This is a genomic window from Psychrobacter fjordensis, assembly GCF_904845995.1.
Lineage (GTDB): Bacteria > Pseudomonadota > Gammaproteobacteria > Pseudomonadales > Moraxellaceae > Psychrobacter > Psychrobacter fjordensis.
Window position 1 is genome coordinate 128,113 of record NZ_CAJGYP010000001.1, and the last position, 24,205, is coordinate 152,317.

At 42.3% G+C, this 24,205-nt stretch carries 21 protein-coding genes and 2 tRNA genes; 6 read left to right on the forward strand and 17 right to left on the reverse strand.

What is annotated here, in order from left to right; genetic code table 11:
- Positions 1 to 276 precede the first annotated feature (276 nt).
- The 4 genes from JMW61_RS00480 to JMW61_RS00495 all read left to right on the forward strand — a co-directional run bounded on the left by JMW61_RS00480 (position 277) and on the right by JMW61_RS00495 (position 3,128).
- A tRNA-Val gene (locus JMW61_RS00480) sits at positions 277 to 352 on the forward strand.
- 53 nt (positions 353 to 405) lie between these two features.
- A tRNA-Asp gene (locus JMW61_RS00485) sits at positions 406 to 482 on the forward strand.
- Between the two features lie 683 nt (positions 483 to 1,165).
- Positions 1,166 to 1,969: a DUF5020 family protein gene (locus tag JMW61_RS00490; protein WP_227687325.1), complete on the forward strand. Its 804-nt coding sequence runs from the start codon at positions 1,166 to 1,168 to the stop codon at positions 1,967 to 1,969.
- Between the two features lie 157 nt (positions 1,970 to 2,126).
- The gene (locus JMW61_RS00495; protein WP_201548454.1) at positions 2,127 to 3,128 is read left to right on the forward strand and encodes a D-cysteine desulfhydrase family protein; all 1,002 of its coding nucleotides are present in this window, start codon (positions 2,127 to 2,129) and stop codon (positions 3,126 to 3,128) included.
- A gap of 95 nt (positions 3,129 to 3,223) precedes the next feature.
- Here JMW61_RS00495 and modB read toward each other — a convergent pair whose 3' ends face one another.
- From modB to surE, 12 genes are all read right to left on the reverse strand, one after another.
- A complete protein-coding gene (gene modB, locus JMW61_RS00500; RefSeq protein ID WP_201548463.1) occupies positions 3,224 to 3,925 on the reverse strand; it encodes a molybdate ABC transporter permease subunit in 702 nt (233 codons plus the stop codon).
- 54 nt (positions 3,926 to 3,979) lie between these two features.
- Positions 3,980 to 4,813, reverse strand: a complete 834-nt coding sequence (gene modA, locus JMW61_RS00505) for a molybdate ABC transporter substrate-binding protein (RefSeq protein ID WP_201548465.1) — start codon at positions 4,811 to 4,813, stop codon at positions 3,980 to 3,982.
- Positions 4,806 to 5,297 carry a molybdenum cofactor biosynthesis protein MoaE gene (locus JMW61_RS00510; protein ID WP_201548468.1) on the reverse strand — a complete coding sequence of 164 codons (492 nt, stop codon included), beginning with the start codon at positions 5,295 to 5,297 and terminating at the stop codon, positions 4,806 to 4,808. The genes modA and JMW61_RS00510 overlap by 8 nt, the downstream gene beginning before the upstream one ends.
- Before the next feature lie 70 nt (positions 5,298 to 5,367).
- The gene (locus JMW61_RS00515) at positions 5,368 to 5,667 is read right to left on the reverse strand and encodes a MoaD/ThiS family protein (protein ID WP_227687326.1); all 300 of its coding nucleotides are present in this window, start codon (positions 5,665 to 5,667) and stop codon (positions 5,368 to 5,370) included.
- A 77-nt stretch (positions 5,668 to 5,744) separates the two neighbouring features.
- Positions 5,745 to 6,251, reverse strand: a complete 507-nt coding sequence (gene moaC, locus JMW61_RS00520) for a cyclic pyranopterin monophosphate synthase MoaC (protein WP_201548470.1) — start codon at positions 6,249 to 6,251, stop codon at positions 5,745 to 5,747.
- A gap of 24 nt (positions 6,252 to 6,275) precedes the next feature.
- A complete protein-coding gene (mobA, locus tag JMW61_RS00525; protein WP_201548472.1) occupies positions 6,276 to 6,998 on the reverse strand; it encodes a molybdenum cofactor guanylyltransferase in 723 nt (240 codons plus the stop codon).
- An 8-nt stretch (positions 6,999 to 7,006) separates the two neighbouring features.
- A complete protein-coding gene (gene moaB, locus JMW61_RS00530) occupies positions 7,007 to 7,537 on the reverse strand; it encodes a molybdenum cofactor biosynthesis protein B (RefSeq protein WP_201548474.1) in 531 nt (176 codons plus the stop codon).
- 98 nt (positions 7,538 to 7,635) lie between these two features.
- On the reverse strand, positions 7,636 to 8,670 hold the full coding sequence (gene moaA, locus JMW61_RS00535; RefSeq protein ID WP_201548476.1) for a GTP 3',8-cyclase MoaA: 1,035 nt from the start codon (positions 8,668 to 8,670) through the stop codon (positions 7,636 to 7,638).
- 127 nt (positions 8,671 to 8,797) lie between these two features.
- A complete protein-coding gene (locus tag JMW61_RS00540; RefSeq protein WP_201548478.1) occupies positions 8,798 to 10,093 on the reverse strand; it encodes a molybdopterin molybdotransferase MoeA in 1,296 nt (431 codons plus the stop codon).
- 535 nt (positions 10,094 to 10,628) lie between these two features.
- Positions 10,629 to 11,933: a lytic murein transglycosylase gene (locus tag JMW61_RS00545; RefSeq protein ID WP_201548480.1), complete on the reverse strand. Its 1,305-nt coding sequence runs from the start codon at positions 11,931 to 11,933 to the stop codon at positions 10,629 to 10,631.
- Between the two features lie 124 nt (positions 11,934 to 12,057).
- On the reverse strand, positions 12,058 to 12,849 hold the full coding sequence (locus JMW61_RS00550; RefSeq protein ID WP_197218361.1) for a LysM peptidoglycan-binding domain-containing M23 family metallopeptidase: 792 nt from the start codon (positions 12,847 to 12,849) through the stop codon (positions 12,058 to 12,060).
- A 177-nt stretch (positions 12,850 to 13,026) separates the two neighbouring features.
- Positions 13,027 to 13,839, reverse strand: coding sequence for a 5'/3'-nucleotidase SurE (gene surE, locus JMW61_RS00555; RefSeq protein WP_201548489.1), 813 nt, complete (start codon positions 13,837 to 13,839; stop codon positions 13,027 to 13,029).
- 485 nt (positions 13,840 to 14,324) lie between these two features.
- On the opposite strand from surE, the gene JMW61_RS00560 reads away from it, so the two are divergent.
- Both JMW61_RS00560 and JMW61_RS00565 read left to right on the forward strand, forming a co-directional pair.
- Positions 14,325 to 14,759, forward strand: coding sequence for an MCR_0457 family protein (locus JMW61_RS00560; RefSeq protein WP_110922327.1), 435 nt, complete (start codon positions 14,325 to 14,327; stop codon positions 14,757 to 14,759).
- A gap of 469 nt (positions 14,760 to 15,228) precedes the next feature.
- The gene (locus JMW61_RS00565; RefSeq protein ID WP_201548491.1) at positions 15,229 to 16,395 is read left to right on the forward strand and encodes a D-alanyl-D-alanine carboxypeptidase family protein; all 1,167 of its coding nucleotides are present in this window, start codon (positions 15,229 to 15,231) and stop codon (positions 16,393 to 16,395) included.
- Between the two features lie 129 nt (positions 16,396 to 16,524).
- Here the strand turns inward: JMW61_RS00565 and JMW61_RS00570 are convergent, their stop codons facing one another.
- The 5 genes from JMW61_RS00570 to hisS form a co-directional block, all read right to left on the reverse strand.
- Positions 16,525 to 18,462: a sensor histidine kinase gene (locus tag JMW61_RS00570; RefSeq protein ID WP_201548493.1), complete on the reverse strand. Its 1,938-nt coding sequence runs from the start codon at positions 18,460 to 18,462 to the stop codon at positions 16,525 to 16,527.
- Between the two features lie 184 nt (positions 18,463 to 18,646).
- Positions 18,647 to 20,071 carry a ribosome biogenesis GTPase Der gene (gene der, locus JMW61_RS00575; protein WP_201548495.1) on the reverse strand — a complete coding sequence of 475 codons (1,425 nt, stop codon included), beginning with the start codon at positions 20,069 to 20,071 and terminating at the stop codon, positions 18,647 to 18,649.
- Between the two features lie 481 nt (positions 20,072 to 20,552).
- Entirely contained in the window at positions 20,553 to 21,761 is a 1,209-nt protein-coding gene (gene bamB / locus JMW61_RS00580; protein ID WP_201548498.1) for an outer membrane protein assembly factor BamB, read from the reverse strand.
- 267 nt (positions 21,762 to 22,028) lie between these two features.
- Positions 22,029 to 22,826 carry a YfgM family protein gene (locus JMW61_RS00585; RefSeq protein ID WP_201548500.1) on the reverse strand — a complete coding sequence of 266 codons (798 nt, stop codon included), beginning with the start codon at positions 22,824 to 22,826 and terminating at the stop codon, positions 22,029 to 22,031.
- A gap of 63 nt (positions 22,827 to 22,889) precedes the next feature.
- Complete coding sequence (gene hisS, locus JMW61_RS00590) at positions 22,890 to 24,179, reverse strand: histidine--tRNA ligase (protein WP_201548502.1); 1,290 nt, start codon at positions 24,177 to 24,179, stop codon at positions 22,890 to 22,892.
- Between the last annotated feature and the right edge of the window lie 26 nt (positions 24,180 to 24,205).

Consider the following 24,205-nt stretch of genomic DNA (forward strand, 5'->3'; position numbering starts at 1 on the left):
CATGAGTCGTAAAACATTATCAATAGTATAGTAGTTTTTAGCCATCAAACAATAGCTAGTCATAATAAGTGCTTTTATGGCCACCTCAGTAAACACGTGGCTTGCGCGCCTATCGATAACGCTATACAGAAATTATTTTAAATTATTTACGTAAATTTTAAAAAACTGTTTGACAGGCAACTATAAATCTATATAATACACATCCACAGCAGCAGAGCTTAGTGACAAACTTAAGAGCTCAGTTGATGTTGAATAAATTGCATAGCAATTGTTCGCGGGTGATTAGCTCAGTTGGTAGAGCGTCTGCCTTACACGCAGAATGTCGGCGGTTCGAATCCGTCATCACCCACCACTACTTTAGCGAGGTGGACCTCTTCATAAAGGTAAAATGCTAAAGAGACCTAAGCAGCGGTAGTTCAGTTGGTTAGAATACCGGCCTGTCACGCCGGGGGTCGCGGGTTCGAGTCCCGTCCGCTGCGCCATATTTAAAACGAATTTAGACTTTCGAGTTTAAGCAAGTTTCGCCTCAAACATTAGATTGTTTGAGGTTTTTTTGTGTCTGTAAATTCTGAAATACTACTTAATTTAAAAATCAGAATCTATTACATTCCACATAAGTCTATGTATTAGATATCATCTACTAAGCCCTTTAAACTTAGCCCTCTATTCTCTTTCCCACCTCTATTTATCACTATCCTTCCTATCAATTACACTTAATCTTATCTCACACGACACCGTTTTTCGCTATTCATAAGAGAGCACAGCTATCTCTGTACTCATTTTTTCTTACAAAATTAATTTTCTTGACCATTTGGTCAGTTATATTAATTAAATCAAAAACTTAGCCAATATCAAAAACTTAGAGTACCCTGCCATGCCTTATTCTTAATGAATCTTAGGTTGTCAGTGCTTATAAAAAATGCTTAACTGTTTCAGAGTGTTAAAAAATGTTGCAATAAAATCACAGTGATTACAGGAATTTTTGCAACATAGAAGACGCTTATATTTGGCGTATTCATCTTCGTTATGGTTCATTTCTACTAAAATTTGACTGAGTTTTCTCCTTAGCAATCCGGATACCTGTTGATAGAAAATCAAAGCTATTTCCTACCTTGATATCTAGCCTGCTAAGACCAACGATTGTATATAAAGGAGTATTATTACTGTGCATCATAAGTTATCTGCAAACCTACCCCTGACGCTTCAAACATCTAAACGTAACTTTAAGAAAAATCTATTCTCTATTAAACCACTGGCCACAGCTTTAGTAACTATTATCGCTTTGGGTGCGATGAGCAACAGCCATGCAGAGATGCTCTTTACCGCTACCAGTCTTTCTGTACTCTATGGTGACGACTATGAGTTGGTAGAAAATGGTGAATTAACTACCATCACACTGGAGCATGCTTCTACCCACACTTGGGGTGGCGTGTTTTTCTTTGTCGATCGCCATCAAGGGGCTAGCGATAGTGAAAATAATAAATATAAAGAAACTTATGGTGAGTTCGCGCCTAAATTTAAGCTGCAAACCTTTGATGACAGTTTTGTCAAGCAAGTGAACCTAGCAGGTCAGTATGAGTTTGGCTCAAACAGTACAGGCTTTAGCCAAGACAACTATCTAGTCGGTATTGGTGCGGATCTAAATGTGCCTATTCCAGGTATGAAATACGCCTCAGCGTCTTTGTATCACGCCTTCAATGACAATACCGATGACGACCAGCAAATCACATTGACGTATGGCTGGGAGAAAAATAACATCGTCGTAGATGGTTATGTCGATTACTCCTTTAATAACGATGATCTAAAAGACCAACTACATATCAATCCGCAAATAAAATATAACTTACAGGATGTATTAGGCATTGATAATCGCTTAGAAGTAGGTATGGAGTACAGCTATTGGAAAAATAAATATGGTAGTGATAAGACCCAAAATGCACCTAGCGCATTGGTTAAACTGCACTTCTAAATAACTGTATGTCTAAAAATTCTCATGCTAACGTTAAATGTTGCATGGGGATTTTTGGTTTATGGTCAGCTTTTTAAACTCATATATTTTAATACAGCCAGCCATGAATATGATTTACACTTATCACTCATCTATTTCATTATAAAATGGACAAAATATGGAATATAGTCACATCGCTAGAGAGTCTTTGGGGTTCTTCCCAACACCTTTAGTAGCGCTTAGCAAGTTGAGCAAAAAGCTTGATGGGCCTACCATTTTTATGAAAAGAGACGACAATACTGGGCTCGCATTGGGTGGTAATAAAACGCGTAAGCTTGAGTTTATTATCGGTGATGCACTGGCTAAAGGTGCTGATACGATTATTACTGCGGGTGCTGCGCAATCGAACCATTGCCGCCAGACTGCCGCGGCCGCTGCAAGTTTGGGATTAGAGTGTCATTTAGTATTAGGTGGCAAAGAGCCTGAACAAGCCAGTGGCAATCTATTGCTAGATAAGATATTTGGTTGTCATATCCACTGGGCAGGCGCCAATCGTAAAGGAGAGGATATTCCTGACATTGTCGAACAGTTAATGACTCAAGGCAAAAAACCTTACGTAGTGCCTTATGGCGGCTCAAACGAGCTAGGTGCTTTAGCATTTGTAGAAGCCTATAAGGAGCTAGAATCGCAACGTAAAAATATGAACCTATCCTTTACTCATATCATTTTTGCTTCGAGCTCTGGAGGAACACAAGCAGGCTTAATGCTTGGTAAAAAAGCGTTCAACTCACCTTGCCAAATAGTAGGCATCAATATTGATAAAGGTGAAACGGACAAAGTACCGTTTGATCAATATACTCTCTCTCTTGCTAACCGTACGGCAAAGTTAATCGGTGCAGATTATGAGTTTTCAGAGTCGGATTTAATACTAAACGCTGACTATGTCGGAGAAGGTTATGGTGTGGTTGGTGCATTAGAAAATGAAGCCATTGCCCTGACGGCCCAAACCGAGGGCATACTGTTAGATCCTGTCTATACAGGCAGAGCGATGGGCGGGCTAATAGATATGATTCGTACAGGTGTAATCAAAAAAACGGACAGCGTTTTGTTTTGGCATACAGGCGGCGCACCCGCTTTATTTGCATATTCAAATGATTTGGACTTTGCTCAGAAATTCTAATGGCAATTGCTAGTATCTTTACTCTGATAAGTGGCCTCAAACTGACCGATGCCTCTACTAGTGAGAAAATAAGGGCTCGCTAGTTCGTTTAAGTTTTATAAACGCTGGCTCATTCGGCTCAGACTAGCAATCAAAACCACCATGACCACACCGATGATGATAAGAAAGCCTGACATCATGTGCGCTGCCTCATAGTTAAGCGCTTCGACTTGTTCATATATCGCAATCGATATCACCTTAGTCTCACCAGAGATGCTACCACCTATCATCAGCACAACACCAAACTCACCAATAGTATGGGCAAAGCTGATCAAGCTACCTAGCACAATACCAATGCGTGCCTGTGGTAACGCAACAGTTATAAAACGCCTGAGACGGCTCGACTCTAATAAGCTTGCGACTTCCGTTACGCTTTGCGGGATACGCAAAAACTGCGCATAAACAGGTTGGATATAAAAAGGTAATGAGTAAATAATAGAACCAATTACCAAGCCTTCGAAGGTAAATATCAATGGGCTGATATTATGCTCACTAAGCCACCGCCCAATACTCATACTGGGACTAAGCAGCAATAATAAATAAAAACCAATCACGGTAGGCGGCAAAACAAGGGGCATAGCGATAATGCCTATAAGCAAGACTTTAAATCGTGCTATATATTTGTTATTGCTAGGCTTTGAAAGCCAATAGGCTACAGGCGTAGCAAACAATAATAAGCATAAGGTTGTGACACCAGCAAGCTTAATACTCACCCACAATGGACTTAGCATATCTGACATAAGCGACTGATCTATCATAATGTCACTGCTCGTCCCTACTGGTAATAAAGATAAAAGTGGTGTTGTATTTGATTACTGTACGGACAAATAGCCAGCTTGTAAGAAATGCTGTTGCCCTGCTGTTGAGCGTAAATAGTCAGTAAAATCTACTGCCATATCTGAGTCACTGATTACGATGCCATCTTGCAATATAGCAGGATAGGTGTCTGGGTTTAGCGTCATAAACTGCTCAGGCTTGGCTTTAATCGCGATAAGCTGTGACTGCGCCACAAAGCCATAATCAACACTAGCGGTATGTGCATACTGAAATGTTTGGCTGATATTTTCTGCCTGTATCAAGCGCTTTTCGGCATTTAATTTATCATATATTTTTTGTGACTGCAGATAGGATTTTGCAGACGCGCCATAAGGAGCCAGCTCAGGATTGGCAATGGTTATTTTAGCAGTTGCGTCATTCGTAAAGGCATCAGCCAGTGACTCTACATTGAGCTCATTGAATGATTTAGTCACACTATATAGTGCCAATTGACCTTGTGCATAAGTAAACGGAGGGTATGCTATCTCGTTTGAATGACTACCCTCTTTCTCTTTTGCAAGCTTTGCAGGAAATGCTTGATTCGCAGATAAGAAGACATCATAAGGCGCACCAGCAATTATTTGGGCATATAGCTTACCTGATGAGCTATATGTCACCTCGATATCAGATTCAGCTAAATTATTATCTTCTTGATACGCATCAATAATACTAGGCAATACATCAGACAAGTTGGCAGCAGCAGCGATACGTAGCGTCTGGGCAGCCTCAGATGAGTTGGCATTAGACTCTATATCATTACTACTCTCTTGCGTACAAGCGTTCAATAATACTAGCAACCCAGTAGATGCTGATAACGCTAACTTACCCATTATTGCTCAGCCATTTAGAAGAGCTATCCTCGTAATACTCTTGTTTCCATACAGGAATATCCGCCTTTACCGTGTCTAGTATCCAGCGGCATGCATCAAAAGCGGGGTAACGATGGGCAGAAACAACGCCCACCCATATGGCCACATCGCCCACTTCTAAAGCACCAATACGATGTATCGCAACGGCATGAGTAATCTCAAAACGCTTTTTGGCTTCTTCTATAATGGTACGGCCTTGATTGATCGCCAAATCCTCATAACCATAATAGGTCAAACGATCAACACTAGTGGCATTATTATGATTGCGTACTCGACCTTCAAAGCATACAAATGCGCCGCAGCTATCATCATCAAGCGTTTTTTTGAGTCTGTCCTCATCAATCGCTACATCTAATAAAGCAAAACCATCACGTTCAGCGACTGCATATACTTCATCCACACTACGCTTGATAGTCATCGAATGGCTATGAACATTATCTGTCATGTATTGTCTCTGTTTATTCTACGGTCTGTTGAATAGTTATGAACGCCTATACACCTATCTATCCATTTATTTAACCACCAGCGACTGGCGTGATAAACACCACACTATCACCATCATAAATGGGATCTGTCCACTTAGCGAAATAATCATTCACCGCCACTCGTAGCTCTGATTGTGGACGACTGAAGCGATGTGTTTGACTCAACTGTGTATATAAATCACTAAGCGACATTGATGAGTCAACACTTACCTTTTCCTCATGACAGCCCGCTTCATCGGCTAGACTGGCGAAGTATAGAATGTTAATAGTCATCAACGATTCACTATTTTTTTCTATATCAGTATTATCTATAACATCAGTAGTATTCATAAAACCTTCCATTTATTACAGGCTGTCGAGCTTCATATTTATGATATTGCTAAGCGTTCAAACGAGATTGGACCATGTTATTTGTGCTGATATTCGGATTTACCGCCTGTCTTTTTGACCAAATGAATGCCATCAATAATAATGTCATGTGACAATGCTTTGGTCATGTCATAAATAGTCAAACAAGCTACACTGACTGCGGTTAGCGCTTCCATCTCAACCCCTGTTTTGTGGGTGACTTTGACAGTCGCGCTCACACTAATACTATGGCTGGCATCATCATACTCAAAGCTCAAGCCGATTTTATCTAACGGTAATGGATGACACAGTGGAATAAGGTCATGCGTACGCTTAGCCGCCATGATACCTGCGATATGTGCCGTCTGGGTGATACTACCCTTTTTGGTCATGCCATCAGCGGCTTTAATTTGGGTATAAATCTCGCTTGGAAAACGCACTTGCCCAACAGCATGAGCCTCACGTGTCGTGGCGGTCTTGCCACTGACATCAACCATAGTGATATCACCGTCACTGTCTAGATGAGATAAGGTAGATTGGTTGTTTTCTTGGCTACTGATATTCATTTACGATTTCTCTCGATAGACTTTTTATAAATTATTTAAAGCCGTACATGCCTGTTCAAAATCTTCAGGCGTATTAAAATTGGTCAAGTGCTGCCAGCTCTTTGCAAAGGGTACAGACTGCACCATAGGCTTAATAAATGGCATCACTCGGCGCTGACCACTATCAATATAGGCTTTTAAATCAGGCTCAATGCCCAATTGATAGAGTCCTAATAGTGGGTACAAGTGACTGTGATCTGTTAAGCAAATTATTCTTTTATCAGCGGCTTGAGCACTCGCCCGTTGCAATTCGTGCCACAAATCAGTCGCCGGTATCAAACTATCGCAACTAATGACCATTAGCCATGATGGCTTGTTCTTATCTATGGTCGCTGAACCAGCCGCTGAATCATTTATATTCGTCAATGTTTGCATAGCAGACTCAATAGCGGCCAATGCACCAGCCGTATCCATCGGCTCATCACTCTCATTAGCAATATAATCAGAAATACGAAAAACTGCTGAGCACGGTCGGCTTCGCGTTAAATCTGCATCAATATCAAACCCGCGACCATTGTCTGCAATCATAATAGGCAGATTGGTATCAGCCACAGTTAGCTCAAGCGCATGACGGACATGATAATCGAGCAGACGTTCCCCTGTCGGCAGAATGAGCTCAGCTTTAGGCGTACCCATACGCTTAGAGGCACCACCCGCTAAAATAACGATGCCTGCCAAGCTGTCTATATGATTTAAGGTAGTAGTCATTGATAATATCAGTCGTGACTTGGGTTTTGTGCCAAGAAGTGTGGCACAAAGTTACAAGGACGTGTACGGCTATCAAACTGGTCTTTTAAGATATTTTCCCAACCAGTACGACACGCACCTGATGAGCCAGGTAAGCAAAATATACCCGTGCCATTGGCCATGCCAGCCACTGCTCGCGACTGTACCGTTGACATGCCAATCTCATCTTTCGAGATCAGACGGAACATTTCACCAAAGCCATCGATAGACTTATCGAACAGTACATTTACCGCTTCTGGCATACTGTCTCTAATAAAAAACCCTGTGCCACCAGTCGTGATAACGGCATGGACTTTTGGATCCGCAATCCAACCACTAATCACGGCTCTAATCTGATAGATATCGTCAGTGATAAGTTGACGGTCTGCCAGATGGTGGCCTGCTTCTTCTAGACTGTCGGCTAAATACTGCCCCGACGTGTCTTGTGCTAGCGTACGACTGTCCGAGACGGTCAATACAGCTATATTAAGTGGGGTAAATTGTGCAGCAGGTTTACTCATAAAAAGTCCTTTATACATATGATTTTATAGTATGTTTAAAAATGTCGTTGGCGCTCTAGCTATTCAATGTCGTGTGTCATGCTTAATGGTTATACACCTTAACCACCGATGATTGATAGATTGTGCATGATGCCACTGTTAGAGTCGTGCAGATGATGGTGCTCAGGCTTGATCGGCATAAAGTCATGTAAGGTATTCACCAGTCCTTGTACATTGTTTTGCTGCAGATGCGGGCGAATATCATAATTGCCTTGATCGAACAAACATAAATGCACTTTACCTTGGCTACTGACTCGCAAGCGGTTACAGGTATCGCAAAAATGCGCGGCATAAGGCGCGATCATACCGATACGGCCTACATATTCAGGATGACTGTACTCTACCGCTGGGCCATCGCTACTCCCACGCTCATGTGGTTGCCAGCCATGATCCAATAGATAGTCAGTGATGATATCAGACTGCGCATGCTGGGCAAAAAACAGATCGCTATTATCACTGGTCTGCATAAACTCGATAAAACGATAGGTGACTTTTCTGTGTTTTACATAGTCGATGGCATCCATGAGGTTTTCAAAGGCCGTCTCTGCCATCAAAACACCGTTTATTTTGAGTTTAATATCTGTCGTTTCTAGTAGCGTATCCATATCGATGAGCAGCTGCGGCAAACTATTAAAGCCCGTCAACTTATGAAAAGTCGCGGCATCAAAGCTATCCATACTGATATTGAGCTGATCCAGTCCTGCGGCTTGCCAACTGGCTAAATGCTTGCCGAGCTTATAACCATTACTGGTCATCGCCACCGTTTCAATACCTTTGGTTTGTTTAATGGTTTTTATAATCTCAACAACATCGCGGCGGATAGAAGGTTCACCACCAGTAATCCTGACTTTTTTAGTCCCTACTTGGGCAAAGCCACGTATTAATGTGGCAATCTCAGGCACACTCAATTCGTCATCAGGGCGCTTGCCTTGATAGCCATTTGGTAAACAGTATTCACAGCTAAAATTACAAAAATCAGTGATAGATAGACGCAGATAAGTCAGACGACGTGAAAATCCATCCGTTAGAGGTTCGTAGTCTTCCAGTGGCGAGTACTGTTGAGCACTGCCTATTTTGACGTTATTATCACTCATATTTTACTACCGTCAGTCTTGCTTACTATCTATAAGCATTACTTTATTATTTGCGTTTAGCATACCATCGTAAAAGTCATTATTGGCTGTTTAATAATTATCTTATAGTAAGTTAACACATGGAGAATTAATTATATAACCAAGGAAAAGGTTGCACCGTGACCGTACTATTTGCAGAGACATTACCGCTGTCTTTATCCAATACAATAAAACAATTGGCACGGCTAAGCTGCTTGATTCTATGAGACTGCTGACTGGTGAAGCTCTCGACTTCATAACTGCCTACTGCATTCTGTGACAACACACCGCGCTGGAAGTCTTTACGACCTGCTGATTTTCTGATGTCATTGGTGAGTGTAGCTTGAATGCTCAGCTGCATAGGTTGCTCTAACGGGTCCGCGCCTGACATCTGCCACAGTGCTGGTATCACAAACTGTAGCGCGCCAACGACTGTGGATAATGGATTACCCGGTAGACCAAAGTACAGCACTGGCTTATCAATGTCTTTGTTTAATTCACCAAACACAAAAGGCTTGCCTGGCTTCATCGCGACTTTATAGTGATTAATTTGACCTAACTGCTCAATCACAGTGGTCAAAAAATCATAATCACCAACAGACACGCCCGCTGTCGAGATAATGACATCACAGTCTTGCATGGCATCATGAACAGCAGCGGTCGTCTGCTCTAAGTTATCAGGAACAATGCCGTAGTCACGAATGGTAACAGGTAAATCGGATAGGAGGCTTTTAAGCGTTGGGGTATTGGAGTTATATATTTGCGCGAGGCTGGTAAGCTCACTGCCAATCGCCACAAGTTCATCACCAGTTGCTAGAACACCTACCGTCAGCGGCTCAAATATACGAACTTGGCTGATACCTAAATTTGCCAGTAAGCTGATATCGGCAGGGTTAATACGCTTGCCTATCTTGAGGACAACTTCACCAGACTCAATCTCTTCGCCTTGCGAGCGGATATTGCTATCAGCTTTGGCCATTTGCGTCAGCGTTATGGGATAAGACCGCGACTTGTCTACAGTAGCCTTGATATCTACAAAATTGGTGTTTTCTTGCATGATAACCGTATTACAACCGTCTGGCACTACCGCACCGGTAAAAATACGGACACCTTGCCCTGCTACCAGTTCACCTGTATAAGCGCAGCCAGCTTGAGACTCTCCAATAATGTCGATAGCGCTGTCTATTGATAGCTCGCTACCTTTAGCAATCGCATAGCCATCCATCGCAGATAGATTCTGCCTGGGCACATCAAATGTCGAGGTGATGTTTTGCGCCAAGATATGGTTGCGACTGCCTAATAAATCACAAGTAAGTAGCGCTCTGTTTTGTAGTGGAAAGTCGGTATCGTTATAGTTATTTATACGCTGCTTTATCGCCGCTTGTAGTTCTTCCATGGTAATCATATCGCACACTCTTTGGGTCATTCTATTTATTTATTATTTAAAAACTGTTATTCGAAAACTATCATCTAAAAACTGCTGTTAAAAAACGTGGTTTAAAAAATCCATTTTCTAGGGCGTGTCCTCATTTTAAAAATGATGATAAAAATGAGATAAATTGCAGTCAAACAAGAAAAATAGCGCAGATAATATCGAGATATTAGTCAGCTATTCGACGCCGTTTGGCAAGATTTAGCCATTTTTAACCCATTTAGATAACTATCGATTGAATTGAGGACACGCCCTAGAGTCTAGCACTCACAGTCGTAATTTTCTTGTACGAACCTTGTCCTGATAAGTTCTGACAAAAGTGCAGTAGATTCAGCTTGAGTGCTCCCTACTCATCGTCTCGATAGATAACAGCAAAACCACCCATAGACTGAGGCAAAAAAAGCACCTTGGCAAGGTGCTTTTTGTAGAACAAAGTAACGTAATCATTGAAACATTAGCGGTCAAAAACAGTGGCACTTATATCACGTATCAACAGCAATAGCTTCTCTCACCATGATGCCAATGAAGACGCGCTACGCTGGGTAATAAAGCCATCTGGAGTCTGACCATTATCTCCCTGCCAGCGTTGGAATGCCATACGAGTATTAGTACCAACAATGCCATCCGCGCCTTTTGTGTCGTAACCTGCACTGGTCAAGCGCTGTTGTAAATTGCGTACCTGAGTAGTCGATAACGGACGCTCATAGCGCGGCCATGACTTTTGCAAGCCGCCTTGTCCCGTAATTGCTTTACCCAATAAGCTCACCCCTAGGGCATAGCTTGATGAATTGTTATAGACCTTGATTACATCAAAGTTTGGGCTTAACAATAGTACTGGGCCATCCTTACCAGCTGGCAGCCATAGCTCCATTTCTGTATTAGCATCTAACGACACATCCGCTATTGTGTCAACGCCCATTGCAGCCCATCTAGCCGCAGACTGCTTACTACCAACGGTTGAATAATCGAACGAGGTAGGAACCGTTGCTTCATAAAACGGCGCCAACCCACGAACCCAACCTGAGTTGCTTAGGTAATTAGCCGTAGAAGCCAAGGCATCACCAGTGGCCCATGGGTTACGATGACCATCACCATCACCATCGACGCCATGTTTAAGCCATGTGGCAGGGATGAATTGAGTTTGACCCATACCACCAGCCCAAGAGCCCTCAAGCTGAGACCATGACACATCACCACGCTGTAATAGCGTCGCTAATGACAGTAATTGAGTTTCTGCAAACTCTTGGCGGCGACCGTCATAAGCCAAACTACCCAATGAGCTTGGCAAACTACTATTACCAGTCACAACACCATATGAAGACTCCATACCCCAGATAGCAGCGACAATTGCTGCACTCACACCATACTGTGATTCTAACTGCGACAGATATGCACGTTGTTCGGCAAACTTACGCTTACCAGTACTTACGCGCCCATCGGATACAGCAGAGTCTACATATTCCCAAGGCATCTTAGAGAACTCTGGCTGTCCTGAGTCTAATGAAATCACTTGTTGATTTAAGTAAGCTGAGTCAAGCAAACGACGAACGGTTGCCGCATCATTACCTGATGCAATCGCACGCATGGAAAAATCCGACTTCCAGTCATAAAAGCTGTTATAGCTTGGCTTTGCCACTGGTGGCGGCGTGACTACTGGCTTTGGTGTTGGTTTCACTTGTATTGTTTGAGTCTGGGTAATCTCAACATTGCCTTGACGCACGGGCTTGTTAGACTCTTGCATGGCCTGTTGGCTCGTACACCCAACCATGACTAGAGCTGGGAAAAAAGCAATGTACTGTTTTTTTAACATCATAAAAATTCTCAGGTATGAATAAGTAAAGTGACTCAAACAACACAACTTTATGCAAATCGCGTTCATAAAGCAATGTCAGTAACGCCACTAAATTCGCCAAGCAATTAAAAACACGGTGTCAAACTTAACGTCCCAATACCGCACGTGGGTCGATAGGATTACCATTTAAACGTACTTGGAACTCCAATCCCACTTGGTTGGTTGTACCACTGTTGCCCATATTTGCAATACGTTGACCCAGCTGTACCGTATCGCCTTCTTTGACAAGTAGCTCACTATTGTGTGCATAGGCAGTGATGTAGTTATCACTATGACGAATCATAATAAGGTTGCCATATTCTGTCAGACCATTACCTGAGTAGAGCACTGTTCCTGCTTGGCTGGCAAGCACTGGATCACCAACATTACCAGCAAACCACATACCCATCGTGCCAGCTGCCACATCGAAATTACGAGTGACTTGATTGCGACTCGGATATTCATAACCTGACGTTGCGTTTGCCGTCACTGCATAGACAGGATTTTGCGAGTTATTCTGAGGCGCACTGGTTACAGGAGGTGTATAGGTTTGCTTAGGCTGTGTATACGTGTTATTCGCTGTCGTCTCTTGGCTGCCTTGCCATAGCTTGAGCCACTGACCACTATAAATCGTATACTTGCTGTCTAAGTTATTAAGTGCGCCGATTTGACGGTAACTGACACGATAGCGCTCGGCGATTTGACTGACTGTATCGCCGCGTTGCACACGATGATAGTTAGGAATGCCTTGTGCATTGGTGACAATCGTAGGACCAGCTTGATTAGCTGATTGGTAAGTAGGTTTGGTGGCACAACCGACTATCGTTAAGGTTGCGACTGTTAGAGTGCCAATCAATGCCGCTGTTGTAAAGCGTGATCCAGCAATAAGCTTCTTCATACAAGGTTTCCTATTTTTTACGTTATTCACAAACGTCTTGTGTGACTCACAAGCATGTTGCTAACTTTTATACTACTTAAATATTTGATAATGACCATTATCCATCATTTGATAATCAACGCATTATTTTGCCTTTCACCACTTACCTAGCACCACTCATCGTTTTATACAGCGCATTTATAAAGCTAACGCAGATAAACTGTCTAGCGCAGCGGCTGGCGTATGATGGAGTCGCACTGGTGATAGGCTAATATAACCTGCTGCCACTGCTTGGTCATCTGTTAATTGTATGGCAGATGACGGCATATCTTCCGTTTTTTCTGGCAACTCATGTTTACATTTACGTAGCGACAGCCAATAGGCATCTCGCCCGCGTGGATCAACTACATGATGCACAGGACGGGCAACCTGACGATGCCCCAACGAGGTTATCTTACGACCTTTGATCTCATCGGCATGATTAACATCCGGAATATTAACGTTTAATACGTGATAGGGCAAATTTTTGCAGGCATCTAATAGTGATGTTTCGGCTAATAGCTTAACTATCTCATTTGCCGCCAGCTGATAATCACTAACTTGCTCTTGCCCACCCCTTTTGGCACCGCCGCCTACTAAAGAGGTTGCGATGGCTGGCACACCAAAAAGCTGCGCGGTTAAGGCTGCTCCAAAGGTGCCAGAGAACATAACATCCTGCCCTAAATTAGCACCTGAATTAATACCTGTAATCACATAGTCAAAGCGCGTATGACGATACAACTCATGTAATGCTAAATAAATACAGTCCGCAGGCGAGCCATTCACAGCGATAAAGCCAGATGGCAGTTCATGAGTATGCAATGGCGTGGTCACACTCAATGCACTCGCGTAACCACTCTGCTCACTATTTGGCGCAACCACCACCACGTCACCAATGGTAGACAATGCCTGATACAGTGCCAACAACCCTGGCGCATAAACCCCATCATCATTACTAATCAAAAATTTCATTGCTACTCAATATATTTATAAATGACCGCCTGTCCACTTATGAACTTTATCGGCATAAAATTGCTATAATTAGAACCGAAAACATCACAGCCATGAAAAAATTTCACGATATTAGTTCAGTATATCAAGGCTATGGTGCAATCATAATGATGAAAGATTATACCCTACATAGTATCCTGACACGAACCCTGTCTTTGCTTAGAATCTAGCTGATTTGTTATCTTACCAACGACTTTATCCGTATAGTCGCTGAATCGGCAGAGGCAAAAACATTGCTCTCCACGTTACAATAGGCAACAACGGACAACAATATAAACTTATATTTTTATGCTGACGTAACTTACAAGTATATGCTGCTGATATGTTGCTAGGAAATGCCTTTGGCTCACAAGACATCTACACATAAGTCAATATTTTATGTGACTTTTGTTTTTTTAGCCATTAACATATGACCATCAAATAAAGATAAGCGAGTGTAATGCTAAATGAAAAATCAATCGATATTATCTATAGCTTCTGTCATAGCGAAAACTGCACCAAAATTTGGTCTTGCAGGACTAATAACGTCTGCTGCTATGCTATCTCAAGCATCTTTTGCGGCGAATAACCCTGATACAACCATACCTTTAGATATGGCTGGCGTAAACATAACCAAGCATGAAATTGCGGTAATGCAAGTGTTGTCAGAGATATGTCCACCGATGCTGAATGGCAACCAAAAACAGCGTTTTTATAAATCCTATGGTGTGCAGCTGCACGAACTGATGCCATCTCTAGAAGATCCAAAAGCGGCTATTCAATATCTATCAACTCAACAAGACTACCGTCAAATCCTACAAGGTATTCGTAGTTGGACAATGGGCTTCTCAAAGCAAGAAAATAAAGCACTATGTGAAGACCTAGCAAATGCTGAATATTAGTCGCTAGACATTAATAACTGGCTTACTAAATAGTCGCTTGATAAAACCCGCTACCATTAACGATAATAAAACAGCGGTATCAACTATATAGAATAGATTATTTCATCTCTATATAGAAATTGACTTAAAAACTGTGTGATTTACTTTGTAAAATAAAAAGCTTGCTGTAGCCCCGCTCAAAATAATAGACGGTGCAGCAGGCTTTTTTGTGGCTATAACCAAACCTTCCCTAAATATTCTTCTTTGTTTTTAGTCGTGCCTTATTTTTTGTATTTATCGATTCCCCATCGGTTGTCATTTTGCTAAGATAAGGCGTTAATTTTATGTCTATTGCGCAGTCATTCATATTTTCGTCGATACATTATTTTAAACACTGCATTTAAGACATGCTGCTTAAAATAATGTATGAAAATTAGTACAGGATACAAGCAATAGATACATTTGGTTCCATGATGCGGTGTAACGATATATGACAGTAAAGCGTGTAAAAAATCAGCTTGTACAGCTGGTAGTTGGTGTAAGTATCTCAATGAGTGCAGTGATGGCCAGTGCTGCCATACAGCCGCCTGAGATGGACAATACCGCCTATGTATTAATGGATTACAATACTGGTGAAATCTTGGCTCAAAAAAATGCCAACGAGTCTTTACCACCAGCATCTCTGACAAAAATGATGACCAGCTATATCATTGAGCAGCGCTTAGCATCAGGTGACCTCAAAGAAGATGATCAAGTGTTGATGAGCCCAAACGCTTGGTGCCGTGGCAGTAGCAGCCAGTCTTGTATGTATGTGCCAGTGAATAAGACAGCTAGTGTCATTGACATGCTACGCGGTATTATCATTCAATCAGGTAACGATGCGTCAAAAGCAATGGCTGAGCACATTGCCGGTAGCGAAGCATCATTTGCTATCTTGATGAATGAGCAAGCAGAAAAAATTGGCATGGAGAACTCTAATTTTGTCAATGCGACTGGTATGCCTGATGAAGGCCACTTAGCATCTGCTTTAGATTTATCTAAACTTGCGCGTGCTATCATTAAAAACAGCGGCGATTACTACGGTATTTATTCAGAAAAAGAGTTTACCTATAACGGCATTACTCAAGGTAACCGTAATGCTTTGCTCATTACTGACCCAACCGTTGACGGCCTAAAAACTGGCCACACTGATGCTGCAGGCTATTGCTTGGTTGCTTCAAGTAATCGCGATGGTATGCGTCTGATTTCTGTCATCATGGGTACCAAGAGCCAACAAGCCCGTGCTGATCAATCACGTGAATTGTTGAACTGGGGCTTTGGCCACTTCACTACTGTTACCAAAGCGCCTGCTGGACAATTCGTCAGCAAAGTCCCTGTCTGGTTTGGTGAAGCGGATGAGGTTGAGCTAGCGACTGCTGACAACTTACAAATTCTAACCAGCAAAACGCAAAAGAATAAAATCACTACTGTGGTTGATATCCCTGAAAGCATAGAAGCACCTATCAAAAAAGGTCAAGAAATTGGCAAAATGATGGCTGTTATTGATGGCAAGGCCGTAGCATCAGTGCCTATCATTGCGACTAGCGATATTGAAGAGTCAGGCTTTATGAGCCGTACTTGGCAACGTCTCGCACGTTGGGTACAGAACCTCTTTTAAGCATAATATTAGATATGAACAACATGCCTGATAAGCATGTTGTCCAATAAAAAAGACGCCTTGATATAGGGCGTCTTTTTTATTGATTGTGATAAGAGATAAAGGATAAGAGATAAGGGACAGCTTAGCTTATTTCCATATCAACCAGCGCTGCAGCAGATCACTCAAAGCCTTACCTTTATAAGTAGCACTACGACAGTAATCGATACCTGCAACCTTCAAACCATGCTCAAAACTGTCTAAGTACTGGGCTCGATGCGGTGAGTACCAATACACTAATAACGCACGGTGCTCGCTTTCAGATCGACGGATGAGATCGGCCAAGGATTCGGCTTTATTTACCAAGATATCCTCTGCAAACATGACCATATTTATTTTTTTGACGCTCATCTCATCCATAACCAATTGTTCATGCTGATGGTAGATGACTGTCGCACCCAAACGCTCCAATTCATTCCCTAAAAAACCCACTTCATGATAGTAATAATAAATGACCGTCAACCCAGCCAATAGCTGTTGCTGCTGAGACTGATGTTGGTTAGGCATTATGACCGTCAGCGTAAACTCTGTACCTAGTCCTAGCGTACTATCCACTTCGATAGTGGCACCCATAAGCTGCGCTATCTGCTTAACGACAGGCAACCCAACACCTGACCCTTCATACTGCCGAGTTTGTGATGAATCTACCTGAAAAAATGGATTAAAGATATCCTCTATATGATTGCGGTCGATACCAATACCGGTATCTTTCACACTGATTTGCCAACGATTACTTTTATCAAAATGGGTCAATTGCGACGTAATAATCACTTGTCCAGCAGGCGTAAACTTGATTGCATTACTGAGTAACATCGATAGAATTTGTTGTATTTTTTCAGCATCGCCCGTAAGACTATAGTCGATATGATGAATACGGCTGGTTAATACTAAGCCTTTTTTCTGAGCAACAGGATCAAACTCTGCTAAAAGATCTGCAATCAATTGTAATGGATTGAATTCGATAGAATTGATAGTTACCTGACCTTTTTGTATTTGATTCAACTGGATGATATGGTCAAGCGACGATACCAATTTATCACTACCACTACTAATGATTTCAATAGCATCTTTTTGCTCTCTATTGAGTAGGTCGTGATCCAATAACTGCAAACCGCCCACGATAGCATTTAGCGAGGTTTTCAACTCATGGGTTATCATACTTTGAAAGTTATGCAGCTGCACATCGAGAGACAAATCTTTGCTATGCAACTGCTTTTCAAAAGTCGCAAGCGATTCATAATCTAGGCTAACTTTTTGTAAACGATTAAACAAGGCTATAAAGGCTTCTTTAATTAGCATCAGCTCTTGAAAATTAAAATGTTGCGGAATAACTGGTAACTGCTCAAGCTCTGTGTTTTTTAACACGATGTCACAGGCTTCGGTCAGAGATTCAATATCTCTGACTGGCCATTTGAGTTTACGTAAAAAATATAAAGCCCAAAGCACTGCCAGTATGGTAGTAAAGAGCCATAGCAGCAAGTTGCTACGATACCAATGCGACCGAAGTTGTTGCACATCTAAAGTGATATTAATATAGCCAACTAGTGCACTGTCTTTATCGACTTTATCAGCTGCTGACGGCTCATTTTTATTGCCTAATAAAGTGGTAGCCGATTGCTGTTTAGGCTTTAATGCATTGACGTCACTATCGATATTAATATAGTTGCTGGTTACCGGATAGTTAAAGCTGACGGTATCTGCAAATAATGCCGTTCTCCAATCGTCCTTTGATTGGCTGACATCATCAACAGGCTGAGGTGTTGAATAGAACAAGATACTTTTGATACTTGGTTCATTCTCTAATAAAAACCTCACTTGCTCAGACACAACATCGGCACTATCAGCCGTCGATGCACTGGTCGTTAGTAAAGTGGCTAGCTGTTGCACATGCCTATATTTTTCTGTGTAGTGATAGACTAAACCATAAATAAAAGACAATAAAAAGCCTACTAACACAGCTAGTATGAGGGCCTGTGCGACAGAACGCCGGATTAGCACAGAGATGGTTTGCGGTGAACGGCTGTTCATATCACTCAACTAAGTCAAGATAACATTGATTTATACTACAGCTACTAGGAAGGTGTGATAGGTGAAACTGATAGATACTCACTCTTCATGACAGCTAAAGCAACCACAGATACAGTAGCGTACAGCTTACTTTATCGTGCTCTATGGCACGATAAAGTAGTAGTGAATGAGTCAACTGTCTTATCTATTTACGAGGTTTTTTATCTTTGGTGGTGAATTTTTGTGCTCGGTTGCGCTCACGTTGACGCAACTGCTGTTCTTTCGCTTTGGTAGGAGTATCGCTCTTGTTCGCATATGGATTGTCATTTTGTTTAAGAATAACATTAAGCGGCGTACCTTCGAGCTTGAATACCTGACGGAACTGGTTTTCAAGATAGCGCTGATAGCTCTTAGGTAATGAGCTGGTCTGGTTACCATGAATAACAATCACTGGTGGGTTGTGACCACCAATATGTGCATAGCGTAATTTAATGCGACGACCAGACACGGTTGGTGGTGGGTTTGCAGTTACGGCATCCTGCAAAATCTGAGTCAAACGGTTGGTTGATACTTCAAACATAGATGATTTATAAGCGCGTAAGATAGACGGATATAAATTACCCACACCAGTACCATGCAGCGCCGATATCAAATGAATTTTCACATAAGGGATAAAGTTGAAACGACGATCCATCTCAATTTTAATATAGTCTCTTTGATCTTGAGTCAGACCATCCCATTTATTAATCGCCACTACCAATGCACGACCCGCATCAAGTGCATAGCCAATCATATGTAAATCTTGGTCGACGATACCTTCATGAGCATCAATTACAATGACGGTGACGTTAGAATCTTCGATTGCTTGCAAGGTTTTGATGACAGAGAATTTTTCTACTTTTTCATCGATTTTACCGCGGCGGCGTACACCAGCGGTATCAATCAATACGTAGTCTTTACCTTCACGCTTATAAGGAATATAAATACTGTCGCGTGTGGTACCAGGCATATCGAAAACCACGACTCGATCTTCACCTAATAGACGGTTCACTAGCGTTGATTTACCAACATTTGGACGACCAATAATAGCAAGCTTCAAGCCTCTTGGCTCTACAATGTTATCTTGCTCAGGCATATCCGCTGTTAATACTTCAAGCAAATTACCAACACCGCGACCATGACTGGCAGCCATTGGGTACGGCTCGCCCAATCCTAATGCATAGAATTCTGCAGGCGCAGCATCATGGACGCCATCGACTTTGTCGGCGACAACATATACTGGCTTGCCAAGTGTGTGCAAAAACTTACCAACCTCAGCGTCGGCACCAATCATACCAGCACGAGCATCAACGACGAATACAATGATATCAGCTTCGTGAATCGCAGTATGCGACTGTTCAGACATATAATCATCGATGTTACCGCTACCATCATCCGCCTCACCGATACCACCAGTGTCTACAACAATGAAAGACTTATCTTCATAAGTAGCATCACCGTATTGACGGTCACGAGTCAGTCCTGATAAATCAGCAACCAATGCCTGCCGACTTTTTGTGAACTGATTAAATAAGGTGGATTTACCGACGTTTGGACGACCAATTAAGGCGACCACAGGCTTGATACTCATGGATTACTCTCAGTGAAAGGCAAAATGACGGACAGTACAGTTATTCTGATAACCAAAACATAACAGCGAACTTACCGCACTTGACCGTAAATTAAAATAAATAATAAAACGATAGCAAAAACAAGAATCAACTATTTTGCAATTAATGCATGCTATATAAGGGGAACTACATGTTGTATAAACAATATATATAGATAACGCCTATGGCGTATCGGTCGCATAGAGTACGCGAAAGCCTGTGTTTAAACAAGTCATTTACACAAGGCACTAAACGCTGACTAAGCAGCGTTTGTATTTTATAATATCAAGATCAATCAAATCGCATAATAGCACTATAATCAATCCTCTATAAAAGAGTGATAGCGTTAACCTCGCTTGAAGTATCAGAGATACATCTGCACTCGGTTGCCTTGACTCTCTTTTAAACTGAACCAACTATATTAAAACATATTATTTAATTTAATGCTTATCAATCAATATCTTAGCGTGCCAACTGCCAGATTGCGACCTGTCCTGAAGTACTTTGAGTCATCAAACGACTGCCTTGTACCTGCAAGCTGCTTAACGCACCTTTGGTTTCTACGCGGCTGACGATTTTACCACTAGCAGGGTTAAATAAATGCACCACACCGTCTAAGTCACCAACTGCAATATAGTTTCCAATCATCACAGGATTGGTCAAATGACGATAAGCCAACTCTTCACTTTCCCACAATACTGCACCAGTGTTGCGATCGTAAGCCACAACCTTACCATCTAAACCAGTCGCAATGACTTGCTGAGTGTTGACGGCAAGCGCTTTTAAGCTGGCTTGTTCATTGACGAACATCACTTGACGCGATGCCAAATCAATACCTAATAATTGACCACTATAACTAATGGCAAACATTTGATTTTTATCAACGATAGGCGCGCCATCAACATCACTCATGCGCTCAACTTCACTGCTGCCAGCACCAACGCCAACGCGTCTTGACCACTGTGGCAAGCCATTATCTGCTGTTACTGCATGCAAACGTCCATCAGCTGTGGCCAATAGTGCCGTCTTGCTATCTAATAATGTCGGTGCCGCACTGCCACGCACGCTGATAGCGGGTACTTGTGTAGCAAACTGCCATACAGACTGTCCAGTTTGTAGTGATAAGCCGTGCAAAAAGCCGTTGTTTGCTGATAAAACGACACGATTATTGGTAATGAGCGCTGGTGTCAAAACTGACCCTGATAGCTGTTGCTGCCAGCGTTTTTCACCAGTGGCACTATCAAACGCCATTATCTTACCACTGCGCGTGCTAATAATTGCGGTTTGGCTCAATGCATCTAAAGCGACACCACCAGTGATTTGTTCGTCAACATTCACTGACCATAGACGCTCACCAGTATTATTAAAACCAGTCAATTCACCACCGCGTGATGCAGTAACGATTTGTTCATTGGTATAACCAACCTGCAAATCTAGTGGATCTTTTTTACTGGCTTTTTTATTACCGACATCCGTACTAAAAACAGGTTGTAGTACACTAATAGGCTGAGCAATCTGTACTAGCTTTACCGGATCATTGACAACGGGTTTGATACCGCGATTACACCCAATCACCGCAGTGCTCATTACTGCCAGTACGGCCACATGCATAACCGTCGTTTTGATGGTTTTAGCTTTTGAGGTTTTGCTAGAGCGAATAGATTGAGTCATTATAAGTTCTCACTACAAATAAATTATTATTAATAAGCAAATTAGCTATCGATAAATAACTAGTCAACGAATAGTATTAGCAAAGCACGTCAAATCAGCGCCCTGTGTCGTAATGTGCTGCTGATTTACTGCGCCATTTAGTATATGGAACTGGTATATGGAACAATGTTAGTTAGTTGGTTAGGTACTAACCATCAGTTAGCTATTATCAAGTGCTAAGTAGAATACAAGTGCCATTATTAGTCAATAATATTTACGACGATACGACTATTGCGTAACCTCAGCAGTAGGAGCTTCTGCAGAGTCAGCCGCCACTGGTAATTGAACAGCAGCATTTGACTCTTGAATAAGACTGGCTTGGTCTTCAATAGGCTCAGGTACCGTACCCAAACTTTCCATCTTTAACGCCAATACTGCACGCGTTTCCTGACGGCTACGTAACAGCTCCCAAGCATTGTTATACGATTTAACTGCTGATTCTTTATTGTCTTGTGCTAAGTAGATATCACCTAGTAGTTCTTGCTGACTGGCTTCAAAAGAGCTTGGCATGTCCTTTTTAGCTTCTGCCAATGCAGCATCTGTATCACCTGTCGCCAACAACGTCTTCGCATAACGCAAACGAGTAATAGCCTCTAAGCCTGCATCACCCAAGTCGATTGCCAATGCTTTTTTAAAAGTCTCTGTAGCAGCAGCGAAATCGTCGTTATCAACTTCATGACGAGCTTTAATCATCAATGCTTGCCATGCGTAGACTGACTCACCATGCGTACTCACCAACGTATCAATATCGCTACTTAGTTGTGTACGGCTCTGTTCGAGCGCTGCTTGTGCCTCTGCTTCTAAATCAGGGTTTTGTGAGGACAGACTGACTTCTTCATTCAACCGCTGAATATCGGCATAACTATCAGCAGCTACAGTATCTACCCGTGCATGATTATCCTGCCAGTACGTCCAACCAAAATAGGCTGCCAATGCCAATAAAATCGCAGTGACAATGTAGCTGCCATATTGCTTTAACGCTTGCATTGAGTTGTCTGCATTCGGCGAATTGGGTGTCAGAGCCATATCTATTTACCTGATAAATTTATATTAAGTTGCTGATGCTAAAACTAAGGAAACCGAAACCGATCAGTTACGAGAAAAATTGTCTTTATTCGACAACCAATCTGTCGCAACCGTCTGTTGTTCACCCGTCTGCATATCTTTCACACTAATGGTATTATCGTCCAATTCTTGCTGAGCAATAATAACCGTCAATGCAGCACCTGACTTATCCGCTTTTTTCATTTGCGCTTTTAGACTGGTTGCACTTGCCATTTTGACCCGTACATCTGGACGACTGTAACGCAAGTTTTGTGCATAGCCAATACCAGCACTATAGACCTCTGGATGAGCAACTACGAATACATCACAAGCAGGTATATCAGCAATCGGTGCTACTGCTTCCATCAATAACAATAAACGCTCAAGACCCATCGCAAAGCCTACACCAGGCTCAGATTTTACTGGCTTATTGGCATCGGTACCGATGGATTTTAGTTGTCCAATCAAACCATCATAACGGCCGCCAGCACACACAGTAGCCTGACTACCAAGCTTGTCTGTCACCCATTCAAAAACAGTTTTGTTGTAATAGTCCAGTCCACGTACCAGATGCGGATTAATCTCGAATTTGATACCGAGTGTCGTCAGATACGCCTGTACTTGCTCGAAATGCGCCATGCTTTCTGCACCCAAAAACTCAGCCAGCTTTGGCGCGTCTGCCAATACGGCTTGGGTGCTCGCTTCTTTGCTATCTAGAATGCGTAGCGGATTGGTCGTCAAGCGGCGCTTGCTGTCTTCATCAAGCTGATCTTTTTTATCCGTCAAATAAGCCACGAGTGCTTCGCGATAAGCGTAACGCTCATCTAGCTCTCCTAGACTATTCAGCTGCAAATGCATCTCGTTTTTTAGACCCAACTCTTGCCACATTAAATGGGTCATCGCAATCAGTTCCGCATCAGCATCTGGCAATGCGCTACCGAAGCTTTCGACACCCAACTGATGGAATTGACGATAACGACCTTTTTGTGGACGCTCATAGCGGAACATCGGACCGATATACCATAATTTGGGTGTATCACCGCGCAGTAGGTTGTGCTCAATCACTGCACGTACTGCACCAGCGGTACCTTCAGGACGTAATGCCAATGGCGTTGGTGGATCAGATTTATCAGTAAAGCTATACATCTCTTTTTCGACGATGTCTGTTGCGCCACCGATAGCACGTGCAAATAAATCGGTTTGCTCAACGATTGGCAAACGAATATGCTCATAGCCGTATCTGCCCAAAACGTCAGCCAGTATTGCCTCTAAATGTAACCATTTTGCGGACTGGTCAGGCAAAATATCATTGAACCCTTTGATAGCTTTAATCATGGTACGGTCGTATCCTTAAAATTTTT